Here is a 17217-nt window from a genome sequence, read left to right as displayed (position 1 = left end):
GTGAAAATAAAAATGCTAAGCATGTAGAAATGGAGGGTAACGAGTGCATGAACATTTAAAAGAGAAGTTGGCTATTTTACCAGATCAACCTGGTTGTTATTTAATGAAAGATAAGCAAGGAACGGTTATATATGTCGGAAAGGCAAAAGTGCTTAAAAATCGTGTGCGCTCGTACTTTACTGGTTCGCATGATGGGAAAACACTTCGGTTAGTAGGAGAAATTGTAGATTTTGAATATATTGTAACCTCCTCAAATCTAGAGGCGCTCATTTTGGAGTTAAACTTAATAAAAAAACATGACCCAAAATATAATATTCAATTAAAAGATGATAAAACATATCCTTTTATTAAAATTACAGCTGAGAAACAACCGCGATTACTTATTACGCGAAATGTAAAAAAGGATAAGGGAAAGTATTTTGGTCCTTATCCGAATGCACAATCAGCTCATGAAACGAAAAAACTGCTAGATCGTATGTACCCGCTTCGTAAGTGCTCAAATATGCCCGATAAAGTTTGTTTATATTATCATATGGGTCAATGTTTAGCACCTTGTGTGAAAGAAGTTACGGAAGAACAAAATAAAGAAATTGTAGATGAAATTATTAAGTTTTTAAATGGTGGACATAAAGAAGTTCGTTCAGAATTAGAAACAAAAATGTATGAAGCTTCAGAGAAACTAGAGTTTGAACGTGCAAAAGAGTTACGTGATCAAATCGCTCATATCGATGCGATTATGGAAAAACAAAAGATGATTATGAGTGATTTAGTGGACCGTGATGTGTTTGGCTATGCAGTTGATAAAGGGTGGATGTGTGTTCAAGTTTTCTTCGTTCGAAAAGGAAAGCTAATTGAACGTGATGTTTCTATGTTTCCAATATATGATGAACCAGAAGAGGGATTCTTAACGTTTATCGGTCAATTTTATGAAAACAGCAGTCATTTTAAGCCGAAAGAAATAGTTGTTCCAGGAAGTATAGACTCAGAATTAGTAGAACGCTTTTTAGAAGTGGAAGCGACACAGCCGAAACGCGGTAAGAAAAAAGATCTTGTAGAACTGGCAAATAAAAATGCGAAGATCGCCTTGGAAGAGAAATTCTATTTAATTGAACGTGATGAAGAGCGAACGATTAAAGCGGTAGAGAATTTAGGGAAGCAGCTCGGAATTGAAACGCCTTATCGTATTGAAGCATTTGATAACTCAAATATTCAAGGGACAAATCCTGTTTCGGCAATGATTGCTTTTATTGATGGGAAACCAGCTAAGAAAGAATACAGGAAATATAAAATTAAAACAGTTCAAGGACCAGATGATTATGAGTCTATGAGAGAAGTTGTGAGACGCCGTTATACAAGGGCGCTGAAAGAGGGGTTACCTTTACCAGATTTAATCATTATTGATGGCGGAAAAGGTCATCTGGCGGCTGCAAGTGATGTTTTAGAAAATGAGCTCGGTTTATATATTCCGATGGCAGGTCTTGTAAAAGATGACAAACATAAAACATCTCATTTAATTATTGGAGATCCACCTGAACCTGTGATGCTTGAGAGAAATAGCCAAGAATTTTATTTATTGCAGCGTGTTCAAGATGAAGTGCATCGATTTGCGATTACATTCCATCGTCAATTACACGGGAAATCTGTCATTCAATCGGCACTCGATGATATTCCTGGAATTGGAGATAAACGAAAAAAGATATTGTTAAAACATTTCGGATCGTTAAAAAAGATGAAAGAGGCTTCTGTAACAGAATTTGTCGAAGCGGGTATGCCGAAAAATGTCGCAGAGACGATTTATAGTTATTTAGCGGATAAGAAGACGTTGTAGTTTACAACGTCTTCTATTTTTTGGTATAATTTCTGAAGATTTAAAATAAATTCAAATGAATGAAAATGCAAAAAGTCAACTAAACTGATATGTCTAGTTGACTGTGGGTAATGCTACACTTCAATGAGATCTTTTATATCCCATTTTACGAGAAATGTAATAGAGTCTGAACGTTTTTTCTTTTCTTCGTAGGACTCTGCAACGACGTTTCGTTGCTTTTGAATTTGTTCAGCGATGAACCCAGCTTCTAATTGATAAGAAGAATGTCTTTTTTGTTTTTGACGTTCAGCGATGAGTGTGCCTTTAAGTTGGAACTGCATTTCACGACGCTTATGTTCAATAATGCTTAAAGTGCCCCAGCCAGCTTTTTCAAAGAACTGAATGACTTCTTCAATTGTGTCTAGTGGATATTTTCTTGCAAGGTTTCTACCGGACCAGTATAAAATACCATCTAGATCGTTACCGATTAAATCAGGTAGTAATTCTTCACGTAGCAATTCGTAAGCGAAGGCGTTCAATGAAACATCTTCTAAAGATGTTGTATCGATTGTATTTTTACTCACAATATTCCCCTCTTTCTATAGGGATTATTATATAACATTTCTCATTTATAAAAACAGATTTTTCTTTGGGAAAATCTGAATATATAAGAAGAAAAAAAGAATTGGCAAATTATATGCAAATTATGTATACGTTTTCTTGACGCTTCGACAAAAATAGGAGTAAAATGAACTTGGTATCAAATTATGCTGAAATATTTCGAATAATTTTTTCAGTTTTTCTTATGCCAATAGTGAAAAAACATTATTGCCATAAACTAATCTGAAAACAGCAGTCAATCATTCAAGGGGGGTAATGGGGACATGAAAGGCCGCGAGTATACGTTTCGTAAGTGGCACTCATTAATGGGGGTCATCCCGGTTGGTGTCTTTTTGACGCAACATTTAATTGTAAACAACTTTGCAACACGAGGAGCAGAGGCTTTTAACAAAGCTGCAGGCTTTATGGAGCTCCTTCCATTCCGGTATGCGCTAGAAATTTTCATTATCTTTTTACCGATACTGTACCATGCTATATATGGCTTATATATTGCATTTACAGCTAAGAACAATGCGGTTTCTTACGGTTATTTCCGTAACTGGATGTTCGTCTTCCAAAGAATTTCAGGTATCGTTACACTGATTTTCATTTCTTGGCACGTCTGGGAAACTCGTATTCAAGCAATGTTAGGTAAAGAGGTAAACTATGACATGATGGCAGATATTTTAAACAATCCAGCTATGTTTGCATTCTACTTAGTTGGTGTTGTTTCAACAATTTTCCACTTTGCAAATGGACTATGGACATTCTGCATCAGCTGGGGAATTACAGTATCTCCACGTTCACAAAGAATCTCTACTTATGTAACATTAGCTATTTTCTTAGGTTTATCTTATGTAGGTGTGAGTGCATTATTAGCGTTCATCGATCCACAGCTAGCAAACCAGTAAGGAGTGGGAGAGCATGAAAGGGAAACTTATAGTAGTCGGCGGTGGCTTGGCTGGCTTAATGGCAACGATTAAAGCGGCAGAAGCAGGAGTAAATGTTGAACTGTTTTCTTTAGTACCAGTAAAACGTTCACATTCTGTATGTGCTCAGGGCGGAATTAACGGTGCCGTAAATACGAAAGGTGAAGGGGATTCTCCATGGATCCACTTTGACGATACAATTTATGGTGGGGACTTCTTAGCGAACCAACCACCAGTTAAAGCAATGTGTGAAGCAGCACCTGGTATCATTCATTTAATGGACCGTATGGGTGTTATGTTCAACCGTACGGAAGAAGGACTTCTTGATTTCCGTCGTTTTGGTGGAACGCAACATCACCGTACAGCATTTGCTGGTGCAACAACTGGACAGCAATTACTATATGCATTAGATGAGCAAGTACGTCGTCACGAAGTAGCGGGACTTGTAACGAAATATGAAGGTTGGGATTTCTTACGAGCTGTTGTTGATGATGAAGGTGTGTGCCGAGGAATCGTTGCACAAGACTTACAAACTATGGAGATTAGAAGTTTCCGAGCAGATGCCGTGATTATGGCAACAGGGGGCCCTGGTATCATCTTCGGAAAATCAACAAACTCCATTATCAATACAGGTACAGCAGCTTCTGCTGTATATCAACAAGGCGCATATTATGCAAACGGTGAGTTCATTCAAATTCACCCAACGGCAATTCCGGGAGACGATAAATTACGTCTTATGAGTGAATCTGCACGTGGTGAAGGTGGACGTGTTTGGACATATAAAGATGGTAAACCATGGTACTTCTTAGAAGAAAAATATCCGGCTTACGGAAACCTTGTACCTCGTGATATCGCAACGCGTGAAATCTTTGATGTTTGCGTAGAGCAAAAACTAGGTATTAACGGTGAAAACATGGTGTACTTAGATCTTTCTCATAAAGATCCGAAAGAACTAGATATTAAACTTGGTGGAATTATTGAAATCTATGAGAAATTTACAGGTGATGATCCTCGTAAACTACCAATGAAAATCTTCCCAGCTGTTCACTATTCAATGGGCGGGCTATGGGTTGATTATAAGCAGATGACAAGCATTCCAGGTTTATTTGCAGCAGGTGAGTGTGATTATTCTATGCACGGTGGTAACCGCCTTGGCGCGAACTCACTATTATCAGCAATTTACGGTGGTATGGTAGCAGGACCAAATGCAATTGAATATATGAAAGGTCTTTCTAAATCATCAGATGCTGTTTCATCTACTGTGTATGAACAAAATGAATTAATCGAAACAGAGAAATTTAACAATATTTTAACGCTCGATGGTAACGAAAATGCGTATGTTCTTCATAAAGAGCTTGGAGAATGGATGACAGATAACGTTACAGTAGTTCGTGAAAATAAAAAATTATTAGAAACAGATGCAAAAATTGAAGAGTTAATGGCTCGCTACAAACGTATTAACATTAACGATACAGCGAGATGGAGCAACCAAGGTGCTTCATTTACACGCCAACTTGCAAATATGTTTGAATTAGCACGTGTTATTACAATTGGCGCATATAACCGTAATGAGAGTCGTGGAGCGCATTACAAACCTGAATTCCCAAATCGTGATGATGCAAACTTCTTAAAAACTACGATGGCGAAATTTGAAGGAGAAGGAAATGCACCGGCATTCCATTACGAAGACGTGGATATTTCATTAATTAAACCACGTAAACGTGATTATTCTTCAAAACACGATGTAGCTGCTAAGAGTGAAGAGAAGGGGGATAAACAACATGTCTGAGAAAACAATCCGCCTCATCATTACGAGACAAGACGGACCAGATGCGCAAGCGTTTGACCAAGAGTTTGAAATTCCGTATCGTCCGAATATGAATATTATTTCGGCCCTTATGGAAATTCGTCGTAATCCTGTTGATTCAAAAGGAAACAAAACAACTCCGATTGCATGGGATATGAACTGTTTAGAGGAAGTATGTGGTGCATGTTCGATGGTGATTAACGGAAAACCACGTCAATCATGTACAGCGCTTATCGATCAATTAGAACAACCAATTCGCTTAAAACCGATGAAGACATTCCCGGTTGTTCGTGACTTACAAGTTGACCGTAGTCGCATGTTTAATGCTCTAAAACGTGTTAAAGCTTGGATTCCAATTGATGGTACGTATGACTTAGGACCAGGACCAAGAATGCCAGAGAAGAAACGTCAATGGGCTTATGAGCTTTCAAAATGTATGACATGTGGTGTTTGCTTAGAATCATGTCCAAACGTAAATAGTAAATCGGACTTTATTGGACCAGCACCGTTATCACAAGCTCGTTTATTTAACTCACATCCAACGGGTGAAATGCATAAAGCAGATCGCTTACGTGCAATTATGGGTGATGGAGGACTTGCAAACTGTGGTAACTCTCAAAACTGTGTGCAATCATGTCCAAAGGGTATTCCATTAACAACTTCAATTGCGGCGTTAAACCGTGATACAACAATTCAATCGTTCAAAGATTTCTTTGGTAGCGACAATAACTATTAAAAAATATTGCCTCTTCATTTCGAAGGGGCAATATTTATAACTATATTTTTCTGTTTATTCTGTTTATTTTGGAGCGAAAAGGAGAGGGAACAATGAAGAGGATTTCTTATATTGAAGACTTTGAGCAATGGGAAAGTGGTTTTTCGTTTTACAATCCTGTAAAGGTTCGTTTTGGTGAAGTAGATATGTTTGGACATGTAAATAATGTCGTTGCCTTCACCTATTTTGAAGAAGCGCGTATCGCATTGTTTAAAGAACTTGGATTTATGCAAGAATGGACGCATGAATCTTCAGAAACGATGATTGTTGTTGCGGATTTACAATGTAATTTTATTAAACAAATATATTTTGATGAACAGTTGAAGGTGTATGTAAAAGCGGGATCAGTTGGAAATTCTTCATTAGATTTGCATTATATGGTGAAGAATGCAGAAGGAGAGGTTTGTTTAGTTGGTCGTGGAATGATGGTCCAAGCGTCGAAAAAAACAGGAAGAGGCGAACCGTGGCCTGAAGAGTGGAAGAAAAAATTACTACAATAATAGAGTGAAAGAAAAATAAGAGAGCAACATGCTCTCTTATTTTTTGTCTTCCATCGCTTCTTCTAATGTTAAATGATGTTTATATATGTATGTAGCGTATGGATTTCCAACGTAGCGCAAATGCCATGGTTCATATGAGTATTCTGTTGTTTCTGTTTTATCTTCTAAATAACGAATGACAAAGCCAAATTCATGAGCATGTTTTGCAACCCATTTACCTTCGGCTGTCTCTCCAAAAATAGGCTCTAATTGGAATTTAGCAGATTTTGAACTAATATCCATTGCTAAACCAGTTTGATGTTCACTCGTACCAGGAATGGCGCTTACTGAATCTGCCTCAGCTTTTCCTTGACGTCTAACGTATGTATCATGTAATGATTTTTGGCGTTTGTATGAACGATAACCAGATACAGCTGTAAGTTCAAGTCCTTCTTTTTTTGCTGCTGCAAACATATTTTCAAGCGCATCTGCAGCATCTTTGCGTAGCAATGTTTTTTCTTTATCTTTTGGACTAGTAAATGGTACATTTGGTCTTGTTAAGTCTTCAGGTGTGTATCCATCTGGTAGTTTTCGATGTTTATTAACTAATACAAGGTTAGAATCTGGATTTGTTACAACGGAAAAATCATTGTCTAGCTTCTTGGCGTTATGATCAGCTTTTGGAAAAGCAGGAATCTCTTCTTTTTGGTGATTATTATGCTGTTGACTTTCGACAGCTTTCGCCTCATTTTGTAGTGGCGATTTAGAATCAAAGTAAGCGAAAGAAGTGATACCGATTACAATAGTAGCGGCAGAAATAAGGATTATTTTTTTCATGATGCCTTGTAATCACAATCCTTTCTTAATAAAATATGTATCGTTTTTTATTATAAGTCTAGTTTACTGAAAAAGAAATATAAGAGTCGTAACGTAATAGAAATGCAAAGAAAATGTCAGAAAATGTGTGGAATTGTAGTATTTTTTTATATAATTCATTTCTTATCTTTCATGAAATTCATTTTTTATGTAATATATATACATAAGAAGATGTAGCGATTATCGAGAATAAAGAACTTCTTGTATAGACTAGGAGTGAATGGGAATGGATTTTGCAACACTTATTGGAATCATTTTAGGAGTAGTGGCGGTAGTTGTAGGGATGGTCGTCAAGGGCGCTGACGTAATGGCCTTAGTTAATCCTGCCGCAGCATTAATTATTTTTGTTGGTACATTTGCTGCAGTATGTATCGCATTTCCGATGAATCAATTAAAAAAGATTCCAAAATTATTTAAAGTTCTTTTTGGTTCTAATAAAAAAGATTTAAGTTATGAACAGTTGCTAGAATTGTTTGTTCATTGGACATCTGAAAGTAGAAAATACGGTATTTTGTCTTTAGAGCAGCAATTAGACAAAATTCAAGATGAATTTCTTTTGCGTGGTATGAAGTTTGTGATTGATGGCGTATCTGCAGAAGATTTAGAACAGATTTTAGAAGCTGAATTAGAAGCAATTGAAGAAAGGCATGCAAAGGGGGCAGCAATTTTTTCTCAAGCTGGTACATATGCACCAACATTAGGGGTTTTAGGTGCTGTTATTGGTCTTGTAGCTGCACTTGGTAATTTAACTGATATTGAAAAGTTAGGTCACGCTATTTCGGGTGCATTTATTGCAACGATTTTTGGTATTTTCTCAGGTTATATACTATGGCATCCATTTGCAAATAAATTAAAGCAAAAATCTGCAGCTGAATTAGAGAAAAAACGTTTAATTATTGATTGTTTATTAATGTTACAAGAAGGTACATATCCGTTTATTATGAAGAACCGCATTTTAGGTGCACTTTCTGCAACTGAGCGCAAAAAGCTTGAAAAAGGGGCAGAAAAAAATGCGGAGTAAAAAAAATAGAAGAAGTAAAAAGAAAAAACACGAAGAACATATCGATGAAACTTGGCTAATCCCTTATTCTGATATGTTAACGTTGTTGTTTGCATTGTTCATCGTTTTATTCGCAATGAGCAGTATAGATGCTGCTAAGTTTAAACAGATGGCTGTTGCTTTTCGAAGTGAATTAGCTGGTGGAACAGGTAACAAAGAATTTTTAAGTGATCAGAAGCCAAATGATGAAAAGGAATTATCAGCAAGTAGTTTAGAGTCTGAGAGGATTAAAAAGAATGCTGAAGCTGAAGTAAAGCAACAAGAAATGAACGAATTAAAAGCGGTACAAAAAGGTATTGATAAGTATATTGAGGAAAATCGATTATCTTCTTCTTTTAAAACTGATTTAACAGAAAAGGGATTGAAGGTAACGATATTAGAAAATGTACTATTTGATTCTGGGAAAGCGGACGTAAAATTAGAATCGTTAAGTATTGCGAAAGAAATGTCTAATTTACTTGTTTCAGCATCACCTCGTGAAATCACAGTATCTGGACATACAGATAATGTTCCTATTGCAAATGCGCAATTTGCATCGAACTGGGAATTAAGTACGCAGCGGGCAGTTAATTTTATGCAAGTATTACTGCAAAATAAAGAATTACAACCAGGAAAATTTAGTGCAGTTGGTTACGGAGAATATCGGTCAATTGCTCCAAATGATACGCAAGAAGGAAAAGCGAAAAATAGACGTGTAGAAGTGTTTATTTTACCTTTAACGAGAAATATGCAATAAAAGAGGAGGGCACATGCCATCCTCTTTTATTTTGCATCAAATGATTTTAAGTTGTCATGGCGGATTTTATCTTTTTCTGCATCTGATTTTTTGAAATCATAATCATATAAAGCGCCTTCCCAATCACCATACATCGGATTTGGGAAAATAATAAATTTCTCACCAAATTGTGCTTTTGAATCTGCTACTGCTTGATTGCGATCTTTTACAGACTTTCCATCAAAACCAGTGAAGTCAGATAAGTTATCACCGAAGAATAAGACGATATCATGTGTTTGAGAAACGAGTTCACGTCGTTTTTCTTTTCCTTTTTCTTTCGGGTCTTGTAGTAATATATGTTCTTTCGTTGCTTGAGGAGCACCTACACGTTCAAGATTTTTAATTGTTGCATCTAGTTGGTTCGTTTTACGATTTGAGATGTAGTAAATATCTACACCTTTAGACTCTGTATATTTTAAGAAATCAATTGCACCTGGGAGGGCTTCAGCTTCAGCCTTATTAATCCAATCATCCCATTTATATGGATAGCCTTTGCCTGTTTTTACGCTCATTGCTTGATGAGGACTGTTGTCTAAAACAGTTTCATCTAAATCAAGTACGATAGCAGGTTTTTTCTCTGTTCCTTTTGCAAGAACTGCATCAAGCTTCAATTGACCGATATTGTATCCTTGGTAGTACAGTGCTTTCGTTTCACCGGCTGTTTGATACCATAAATCAGCCATTAATTGCTGGTCTGTTAATTTTACTTTCTCTTCTTTCGCCACTGTTTTCTCTTGTGTTCCTGAACATGCTACAAGCGATGTAGATAGAACCGCTACAGATAATAAAGTGGTAATGCCCCTTTTCATCTTCATATGTACCCTCCTTGATGTTAGAAAACCAGTTAATATTATATATCGAAAAATAATATTTTTCGTATGAACATTTGCATATTGTCTTTTGTATATATAGTAGTATGTCCTATATTAGAAAGATGAGAAAAAATGATGGGAATTATTTTGACAAGTTTAATTGTCGAAATGACAATAATAATTGACAAATCATGTGATTTTATTTACAATTTTAACTAAATGAAACAAATGATGGATTAGAGAGATGCTACATAATAAGAGGATGGAGTGTAGTGCTATATTTTATCCTGAATAAACATAGTCTTTGAAAGAGAGTATGAATGATAATAAAGGGGAGGCTTTATACTTTGAGTTTACAAATTCAAAACTTAACGAAACAATTTGGGGAATCAAAAGCAGTTAACGGCTTGCAAATTTCGTTACCAAAAGGTGAAGTGTTAGGATTACTTGGACGAAATGGTGCAGGAAAAACAACGACAATCAAAATGCTTCTCGGATTATTAACGCCTAATGAAGGCTCTATTACATGGGATGGAAAACCATTTGGGACTAGTGGGGTAACGATAGGATACTTACCAGAAGAAAGAGGTTTATATACTAAAAGTAGAGTAATAGACCAGTTGCGATATTTTGGTAGATTAGAAGGAATGACGAAAAAAGAAGTAGATCTTGCTATTGATCACTGGTTAGATCGATTAGCAATACCAGAATATAAATTTAAAACAGCAGGAGAGCTTTCAAAAGGGAACCAGCAAAAAATTCAATTAATTGCTGCTCTTCTTCATAATCCAGAACTTCTCATTTTAGATGAGCCATTTAGCGGACTGGATCCAGTGAATGCTGGAATGTTAGCTAGCATTATTGAAGAACAAGTACAGAGCGGAAAGACAATTATTTTATCTAGTCATCGTATGGAACAAGTAGAGGCTTTTTGCCAACATGTATGTATTTTGAAAAAAGGCGAAGCAGTCGTAAAAGGCCAATTAAGTGATATTAAAAAACAATATGGTTTCCGTAATTTAACGATTGAAGATACAGAAGTGAATGAGAAGGGATTAGAAGCTATACATGTATCGTATGAAAAACAACAAGGCCTTCTTTATGTGCGAGTACAAGATGATGCAGAAGCTCTAAACATTTTACAACAATTACAAGAACAAGGTGTTACCTTACGACAATTTAAAATGTTAGAGCCGACGTTAAACGAAATTTTTGTAGAGAGGGCGAAATAACGATGCGTAAATTTTCTCACGTATTTTCATTTTATTTTAGAGAAGCATTTTTATCTAAAAAATCATTAATTACGAGTGCGATTTTGTTTTTAGTTGTGTTTGGCCTTTTTGCCTTTAATCATTTCACTGCTGATAATGATAAAGGAAAAGATAAATTTGCTGTAGTAACAGAAAGTGATACGTATAAAGTGCAAGAAAGTGATGTAACAAAGTTACTCCCGTCTGCTAAAGTAACGGTAGAAAATAAGGATAAGTTTAATGAGTTACGTAAGCAAGTGGAAGATGGGGATTTAGACGGTTTATTCCGTATTACAGAAAAGAATGGTATTCCAGAAGTGACGTATATGTATAGTGGTTTTCCAAGTCAATCAACTGCTACACTTATGGCGAGTTATTTAAAAGAACAATATACAGCGGTAATGATCGAAAAAAATAATGTATCTGCAGAAGTAGCAAAGCAGTTACAGATGGAAATTCCGTTAAAGCAAGAGGCAGTAAAGGATCATGCATCTTCCTTTGGAATTGGTTATGTTTTCTCGTTTGCTTTATATATGTTTATTGTTATCTTTGGTGCTGCAATTGGAACAACTGTGGCATCTGAAAAATCATCTCGTGTTATGGAGTTAATGCTTCCGAAAGTAAAACCATTAACAATGCTACATGCCAAAATTTTAGCAATTGTTTCTAGTGCTTTACTATTACTTGTTATTGCTTCTTTCGGTTTTCTTGTACCAAATTTATTAGGGTGGGTGGATTTAGATAATGCATCCTTAATAGGACTTACACTAGATTTTTCTAAATTGGATGCTGTAGTAATTAGTATGTTCTTTGTGTATTTTGTTACGGGTTACTTACTATACGCAATGCTATATGCAGCGGTTGGTGCTGTTGTATCAAAAATTGAGGATGTGCAATCTCTTTCGTTCCCAATTACAATGTTAGGTATGGCGGCATTTTTTATTAGTCTTAAATCATTATTTGATCCAAATAGTACATTAGCTATAGTTAGTTCATATATTCCATTCTTTACACCTATGGTTACTTTTTCAAGACTTGTATCTGGTGAAGCGGGCACTGTAGAAATTATTGTGACGTTAGTCATTTTATTGGTGACTATTGTTATCGTCAATATGCTAACAAGCCGCATTTACGTAAATGGTGTAATGAATTACTCAGACAAAGTGAAATTTAAAGACTTAGCAAAATTCATAAAGCGTCAATAACGAGAGAAAAGCATGGTTTTCTATTGAAATCATGCTTTTTCTTTATGTATAAATTAAAAATAGTATATAATAATAAGAGTCGTCTTTTAATAGAATGAATAAAAAGGAGGGTGTGCAGATGGGGATTAGTAGTCGTTTTACAGTAGGTGTTCATATGCTGACATTACTTGCGATAGATCGAAACTCTCGCTGTACCTCTGAATGGATTGCCGGTAGTGTGAATACAAATCCAGTTGTGATTCGTCGCATTACAGGAATGTTGAAGAGAGCAGGACTTGTTGATGTACAAGCTGGTAAAGGTGGTACGACACTTGCTCGTGATTTAGAAGAAATTACATTACTTGATGTATATAAAGCAGTGGAAGTTGTAGAAGAAGGACAGCTATTTTCCTTCCATGAAAATCCCAACATTGAATGTCCAGTAGGAGCTAATATTCAATCAGTATTAGAAATTATTTTAATGCAAGCACAAGAAGCGATGGAAAATGTACTTGCAAATGTAACGGTAGATCAACTAGTTACAAATTTAAAGTCTAAAATGAAAGAGTAAAAAAGCGAGCATCCTCGTAATGAGGGCTCGCCTTTTTTTATTCAGAAATATTGAAAATTCTATTTTTCAGTATTTAAAATGAATTTACCTACGATAGCTGCTACGATACCACCAAGAATTGGTGCGATGATGAATACCCATAGTTGAGAAAGGGCTTCTCCGCCAGCGAATAAAGCTGGGGCGATACTACGAGCTGGGTTAACAGAAGTTCCAGTTAACGGAATACCTAATAAGTGAACTAAAACTAATGTGAAACCAATTACTAATCCTGCTAGAGAAGAACTTCCTTTTTTACCTGTTACAGCAACGATCACTAAAATGAATACGAAAGTTAAAATAAATTCAACTAGAAATGCTCCAGATAAACCAAGAGTTCCAAAACCGTTTTGTCCTAAATTATCTAAAGGTGTTTTAGCAGATTTTAAAATTGTTACTAACGTTGCAGTTCCTAATAAACCACCTAAAATTTGAGCTAATACATAATAACAAAGTTCCATAGCGTTCATTCGTTTGTTGATGAACATAGCTACTGATACTGCTGGGTTAATGTGACATCCAGAAATTGTTCCGATGCTATATGCCATAGCCACAATAGATAGACCGAAAGCCATAGCGATTCCTAGTGTTCCAATTCCTTCAATTCCGCCGCCAATGACAGCTACTCCAGTTCCGAATAATACTAGTACAAATGTACCAATAAATTCAGCGATTGCTTTTTTTAACATAATTTACCTCCTATTGTTGCGCATGAACCGTATTATAACATAGGTTTTAGTATAAACCGTTAATGAAATACTATTCTGATAAGGCACAATAGGGGGACAATAAAAAAGAGTATAGTTCTTTGTCACAGAACCATACTCTTTTTTTATGCTGTTTTTTTCTGTTTAACGACTGGAACAGAACGGTTTAAAATGCTATTTGCAACCATTCCTAACATAATAATAATCATTCCAAGTAGGGAAAGCCCGCCAGGAAATGAACCATTTAAGAAAATAATTTCGCCAAGCACGGTAAAGACCATCGTTCCAGCTTGCGTTGCTTCAACAGCTCCAAGTAGAGCGAGATTATCTTTGGCTAAGTCAGTAGCAAAGAAAAATGTCATTGTCGCTATAACGCCAGAACATAATGCTAACAAAAATCCTTGTAGCATTTGGCTTGATGTTGGAATACCAGTAGTAGAAAATCCGTATATACCAAGTAAAATTGTTATAGGAAGACTGCCTATTGCCATTCCTAATACACGTTGGAATGTATCAAGACGCCCGCCAACAAGTTCCATCATTTTTCGGTTACCGAACGGATATAAGAAAGCAGCTAACACGACAGGTAAAAACCCTGAAATGAACTGAGTTATTGTAATGTGACCTGCAGCAGTTGTTTGCATACAAATTACACCAAGTAAAATAAATAATGCGACATATAAACTACGAAGTGGAATTTTTCCGCGTACAAGTTTTGTTCCTGATTTCGTTTCTATTTTAACGAAAAATAATGGCGAGAGTAGTAAACCTGCTAATATCGTAACTTGCCAAGTTCCAGCAACGAGCCAAGCTGGAGAAAAGACAGCTGCAAAACTTAATAAAGAATAGAAACCAATACCAGCAACAGAACCCCACCCGATCCAAGCCAATGGATGTTTCTTTAATTCTTCCCATAACTCCCTTAAGTTTTTGCGAAATAAAACGATAAGGAATAAAATAGGGAGAGCAAATAAAAAACGGAAGGAAGCTGTCCAAGCCCAGCTCGTTCCAGATACATTCATCGCTCGATTTATAATAAAAGTTGCGGAAAAAAAGGCTGATGATAAAAGGCCTAATAAAATTGCGCGCATGAAGTATAGCACTCCTTTCGGAATTTAATGATTATGTATAGTATGATATACTTTATCTAGATAAAAGTAAACTATTTTATATTTTAAGGTGGTTTTATAGATGAAAGAACATGAAGATATGCAAACGAAAGAAGTCATTCAGCAAGTAGGTCAGTTATTAAGGCAAATTCGAAATGAACAAAAATTAAGTTTAGAAGAATTAGCTCAAAAAACAGGGGTTAGTAAATTAACATTAGGAAAGATTGAAAGAGGCGAAACGAATCCGACGTTAGCCGTCATTTGGAAAATAACGAAAGGATTATCGATTCCTTTATCGAGATTGATGGTTGTTGGAGAACCTGTAGCTGTTGCGCGCTGCGGAGAAGGATTTGCAGTAGACGTAGGACAAGCATGGCATTTAGAAACAATGTTCCGTTATACGAAAGAAACGGGGATGGAAATGCATCGTGCTTGTTTACGATCGAATAGTATATATGAACCAGAAGCTCATCATGAAGGTGCTATTGAGCTTGTAACGGTAATGAAAGGGAAAGTATCAATTCAAGTAGAAAGCGATGTTTACGAATTAAATGAGTTTGACTCTATTCAATTTGAAGCGAATAAGAAACATAGTTATAAGAATGAAGAAGATGAAGTGGCGGTATTACATTTAACGATGAAATATTCTTCGTGAAAAAATCACCTATAGAATGCTATAGGTGATTTTTTATATTTCCATTAAGTATATGCATAATGTCACTAGTACGAACGCGGCATAAGTAATAAACAAATGAAATAAACTAAAAAACCAGTCCCAAAACATAAAATAGCAATAACCCAAAGTATGCGAATGAGAGTAGAGCTAATATCAAAATATTCTCCTAAACCACCACATACACCAAATAGCATTTTATCAGTTTCGGATTTATATAATTTTTTTGACATATTACGATCAACTCCTTTTTATAGCAAACTATATACTTCTATTCTATATGGAAATCTATGAGGAGACTATGAGGTTGTATGACATTTTTTTATAAAGTGAACTGTATTTTACAATTTAGATGTGAGGTCATATAAACAATAAATCTAATTTATAGCGCAGTATAATAGTTTGCGGTAAAAATAAAAAGGTCTTAGGTAGCAAAATTTAAGCTACCAAAAAGGCCTCATATTATTGTTTCATTTTATAATTGAATTGTTGATGTATCCAATGTGAAAACAGATAACAAATACTTAGTGAAAGAGTAACCGCTATACTAACCCAAATGCTCGTTAAAGGACCGATTAAGAAGTAAACTACATAACCGATAAGAGCACCAATAATCGAGATGAGCGGTATAATGATGCTGATTTTTTGCTTGCTGAAAATAACGAATAATATTGTGATGATAAGAGATGTATAAAGAATACCAAAGAAAAAAATAATTTCTAAAATCGTATAGTTTGTAGTAATTGTAATGAAAAAAGCTAAAAATCCGATAGTGATAGAAATAAAATGAGTTGTATATAATTTGAAATTTATTTTTGTAGGTATCATCGGTATAAAATCTCGAATGAGTTTAGTAAATCCATGCATCCAAGAAATAAAACTAGAAGTTATTGCGCTTAACGAACCGATAACGAGCAGATAAAATAAAATGGTAAATTCTATTTTTTTTGGAAGCTGGACTAGAAGATCGTATAAATGATCTAAGCTCCCACTAAAGATAACTATCATAATTAGAGAAGCGAATGCCAAAGGGATAGTAATCCATATAAATCCTGATAGTAAAAAAGTTGGAATAATTTTTTTAGGATGAATACGGAAAGCTTTATCCCAAGATGCAGGGCTTATTAATACTCTTCCTGTTTCAATGAGAATACCGGCAGTAAGAAAATATATTCCATTTCTATTTTCATAAAATAGCAAGTACGGGTGATATAAGCGGATTCCATCGTATACATGGGTAATGCCATCTTGCACAAAAAAATAAATTGGAATAATGATCATAGTAGAAAACATTAATACAGTTTGCATAATAGCCATTTTAGTAAATAGCTTTGCGTTACTTAATATTACGAATATTGTACAAAGGGTAATGAAAAGGAAAGAACCCAATGTATATGGAATATGGAAAAAAACATTAAGTAAAATACTAGCAACTTTCGTTTGAATGAACATACTTTCTATACTTAATAGAACAAGGAAAGAGCATACAATTATATATCCTTTGCGAGAAAGTTTATAAGATAAGTAATCGTGAATGGATTCTCCTTCTGGGAATGTAGAACGTATTTTTTTTATTAAAATCCCCAATAAAATAAGAGTAAAAGGGCCAATCATCGCATAAAGAATACCAGCGATTAGCCCATAATTAATAATCGATTCAGGTAAAGCGAGCGTCGATATACTTGCGACCCATTTAGATAATAAAAGAACAGTACCAGTTCCAATGCCTAATTGTAAAGGTGTGAAAGCTGAGTTGTTTTTCTTCAC

General features: G+C 35.4%; 18 protein-coding genes. 11 read left to right on the top strand and 7 right to left on the bottom strand.

Annotated elements, in window-relative coordinates; translation table 11 throughout:
* The first annotated feature begins 43 nt into the window (after positions 1-43).
* Complete coding sequence (gene uvrC, locus ACTFNE_RS04080) at positions 44-1828, top strand: excinuclease ABC subunit C (protein ID WP_046198128.1); 1785 nt, start codon at positions 44-46, stop codon at positions 1826-1828.
* A gap of 113 nt (positions 1829-1941) precedes the next feature.
* Here the strand turns inward: uvrC and ACTFNE_RS04075 are convergent, their stop codons facing one another.
* Positions 1942-2391 carry a YslB family protein gene (locus ACTFNE_RS04075; RefSeq protein WP_000042220.1) on the bottom strand — a complete coding sequence of 150 codons (450 nt, stop codon included), beginning with the start codon at positions 2389-2391 and terminating at the stop codon, positions 1942-1944.
* A gap of 300 nt (positions 2392-2691) precedes the next feature.
* Here ACTFNE_RS04075 and sdhC point away from each other — a divergent pair, with 300 nt between their 5' ends.
* The 4 genes from sdhC to ACTFNE_RS04055 all read left to right on the top strand — a co-directional run bounded on the left by sdhC (position 2692) and on the right by ACTFNE_RS04055 (position 6418).
* Entirely contained in the window at positions 2692-3318 is a 627-nt protein-coding gene (gene sdhC / locus ACTFNE_RS04070) for a succinate dehydrogenase cytochrome B558 (RefSeq protein ID WP_000678354.1), read from the top strand.
* A 13-nt stretch (positions 3319-3331) separates the two neighbouring features.
* Positions 3332-5125, top strand: coding sequence for a succinate dehydrogenase flavoprotein subunit (sdhA, locus tag ACTFNE_RS04065; RefSeq protein WP_000676754.1), 1794 nt, complete (start codon positions 3332-3334; stop codon positions 5123-5125).
* Positions 5118-5879, top strand: coding sequence for a succinate dehydrogenase iron-sulfur subunit (gene sdhB, locus ACTFNE_RS04060; protein ID WP_001291826.1), 762 nt, complete (start codon positions 5118-5120; stop codon positions 5877-5879). The genes sdhA and sdhB overlap by 8 nt, the downstream gene beginning before the upstream one ends.
* 92 nt (positions 5880-5971) lie before the next feature.
* On the top strand, positions 5972-6418 hold the full coding sequence (locus ACTFNE_RS04055; RefSeq protein WP_000822740.1) for an acyl-CoA thioesterase: 447 nt from the start codon (positions 5972-5974) through the stop codon (positions 6416-6418).
* 36 nt (positions 6419-6454) lie between these two features.
* On the opposite strand, the gene ACTFNE_RS04050 is transcribed toward ACTFNE_RS04055, so the two are convergent.
* On the bottom strand, positions 6455-7234 hold the full coding sequence (locus tag ACTFNE_RS04050) for a M15 family metallopeptidase (RefSeq protein ID WP_000720579.1): 780 nt from the start codon (positions 7232-7234) through the stop codon (positions 6455-6457).
* Between the two features lie 265 nt (positions 7235-7499).
* Here ACTFNE_RS04050 and motA point away from each other — a divergent pair, with 265 nt between their 5' ends.
* Positions 7500-8294, top strand: coding sequence for a flagellar motor stator protein MotA (motA, locus tag ACTFNE_RS04045; protein WP_000344868.1), 795 nt, complete (start codon positions 7500-7502; stop codon positions 8292-8294).
* Entirely contained in the window at positions 8284-9069 is a 786-nt protein-coding gene (gene motB, locus ACTFNE_RS04040; protein ID WP_046198126.1) for a flagellar motor protein MotB, read from the top strand. Before motA ends, motB begins: the two co-directional genes overlap by 11 nt.
* 26 nt (positions 9070-9095) lie before the next feature.
* Here motB and ACTFNE_RS04035 read toward each other — a convergent pair whose 3' ends face one another.
* Positions 9096-9923, bottom strand: coding sequence for a 5'-nucleotidase, lipoprotein e(P4) family (locus ACTFNE_RS04035; RefSeq protein WP_046198125.1), 828 nt, complete (start codon positions 9921-9923; stop codon positions 9096-9098).
* A 344-nt stretch (positions 9924-10267) separates the two neighbouring features.
* On the opposite strand from ACTFNE_RS04035, the gene ACTFNE_RS04030 reads away from it, so the two are divergent.
* The 3 genes from ACTFNE_RS04030 to ACTFNE_RS04020 all read left to right on the top strand — a co-directional run bounded on the left by ACTFNE_RS04030 (position 10268) and on the right by ACTFNE_RS04020 (position 12925).
* A complete protein-coding gene (locus ACTFNE_RS04030) occupies positions 10268-11152 on the top strand; it encodes an ABC transporter ATP-binding protein (RefSeq protein ID WP_000058123.1) in 885 nt (294 codons plus the stop codon).
* A 2-nt stretch (positions 11153-11154) separates the two neighbouring features.
* A complete protein-coding gene (locus ACTFNE_RS04025; protein ID WP_001225004.1) occupies positions 11155-12375 on the top strand; it encodes an ABC transporter permease in 1221 nt (406 codons plus the stop codon).
* 118 nt (positions 12376-12493) lie between these two features.
* A complete protein-coding gene (locus ACTFNE_RS04020; RefSeq protein WP_000512998.1) occupies positions 12494-12925 on the top strand; it encodes an Rrf2 family transcriptional regulator in 432 nt (143 codons plus the stop codon).
* A 59-nt stretch (positions 12926-12984) separates the two neighbouring features.
* On the opposite strand, the gene ACTFNE_RS04015 is transcribed toward ACTFNE_RS04020, so the two are convergent.
* Together ACTFNE_RS04015 and ACTFNE_RS04010 are read right to left on the bottom strand one after the other, a co-directional pair.
* Positions 12985-13650: an MIP/aquaporin family protein gene (locus ACTFNE_RS04015; protein WP_000913198.1), complete on the bottom strand. Its 666-nt coding sequence runs from the start codon at positions 13648-13650 to the stop codon at positions 12985-12987.
* A gap of 143 nt (positions 13651-13793) precedes the next feature.
* Positions 13794-14759 carry a DMT family transporter gene (locus ACTFNE_RS04010; RefSeq protein ID WP_046198124.1) on the bottom strand — a complete coding sequence of 322 codons (966 nt, stop codon included), beginning with the start codon at positions 14757-14759 and terminating at the stop codon, positions 13794-13796.
* A gap of 100 nt (positions 14760-14859) precedes the next feature.
* Between ACTFNE_RS04010 and ACTFNE_RS04005 the strand changes: the two genes are divergently transcribed.
* Positions 14860-15432: a helix-turn-helix domain-containing protein gene (locus tag ACTFNE_RS04005; protein ID WP_000658051.1), complete on the top strand. Its 573-nt coding sequence runs from the start codon at positions 14860-14862 to the stop codon at positions 15430-15432.
* A gap of 65 nt (positions 15433-15497) precedes the next feature.
* Here the strand turns inward: ACTFNE_RS04005 and ACTFNE_RS04000 are convergent, their stop codons facing one another.
* Complete coding sequence (locus ACTFNE_RS04000) at positions 15498-15683, bottom strand: PspC domain-containing protein (RefSeq protein WP_000038792.1); 186 nt, start codon at positions 15681-15683, stop codon at positions 15498-15500.
* 229 nt (positions 15684-15912) lie between these two features.
* Complete coding sequence (locus ACTFNE_RS03995; protein WP_046198123.1) at positions 15913-17217, bottom strand: sodium:solute symporter; 1305 nt, start codon at positions 17215-17217, stop codon at positions 15913-15915.

This window comes from Bacillus cereus group sp. MYBKT111-2 (genome assembly GCF_051915205.1).
Lineage (GTDB): Bacteria > Bacillota > Bacilli > Bacillales > Bacillaceae_G > Bacillus_A > Bacillus_A paranthracis.
Note: the sequence above shows the minus strand (reverse complement) of the source record. Positions and strands in the feature narration are given on the sequence as shown.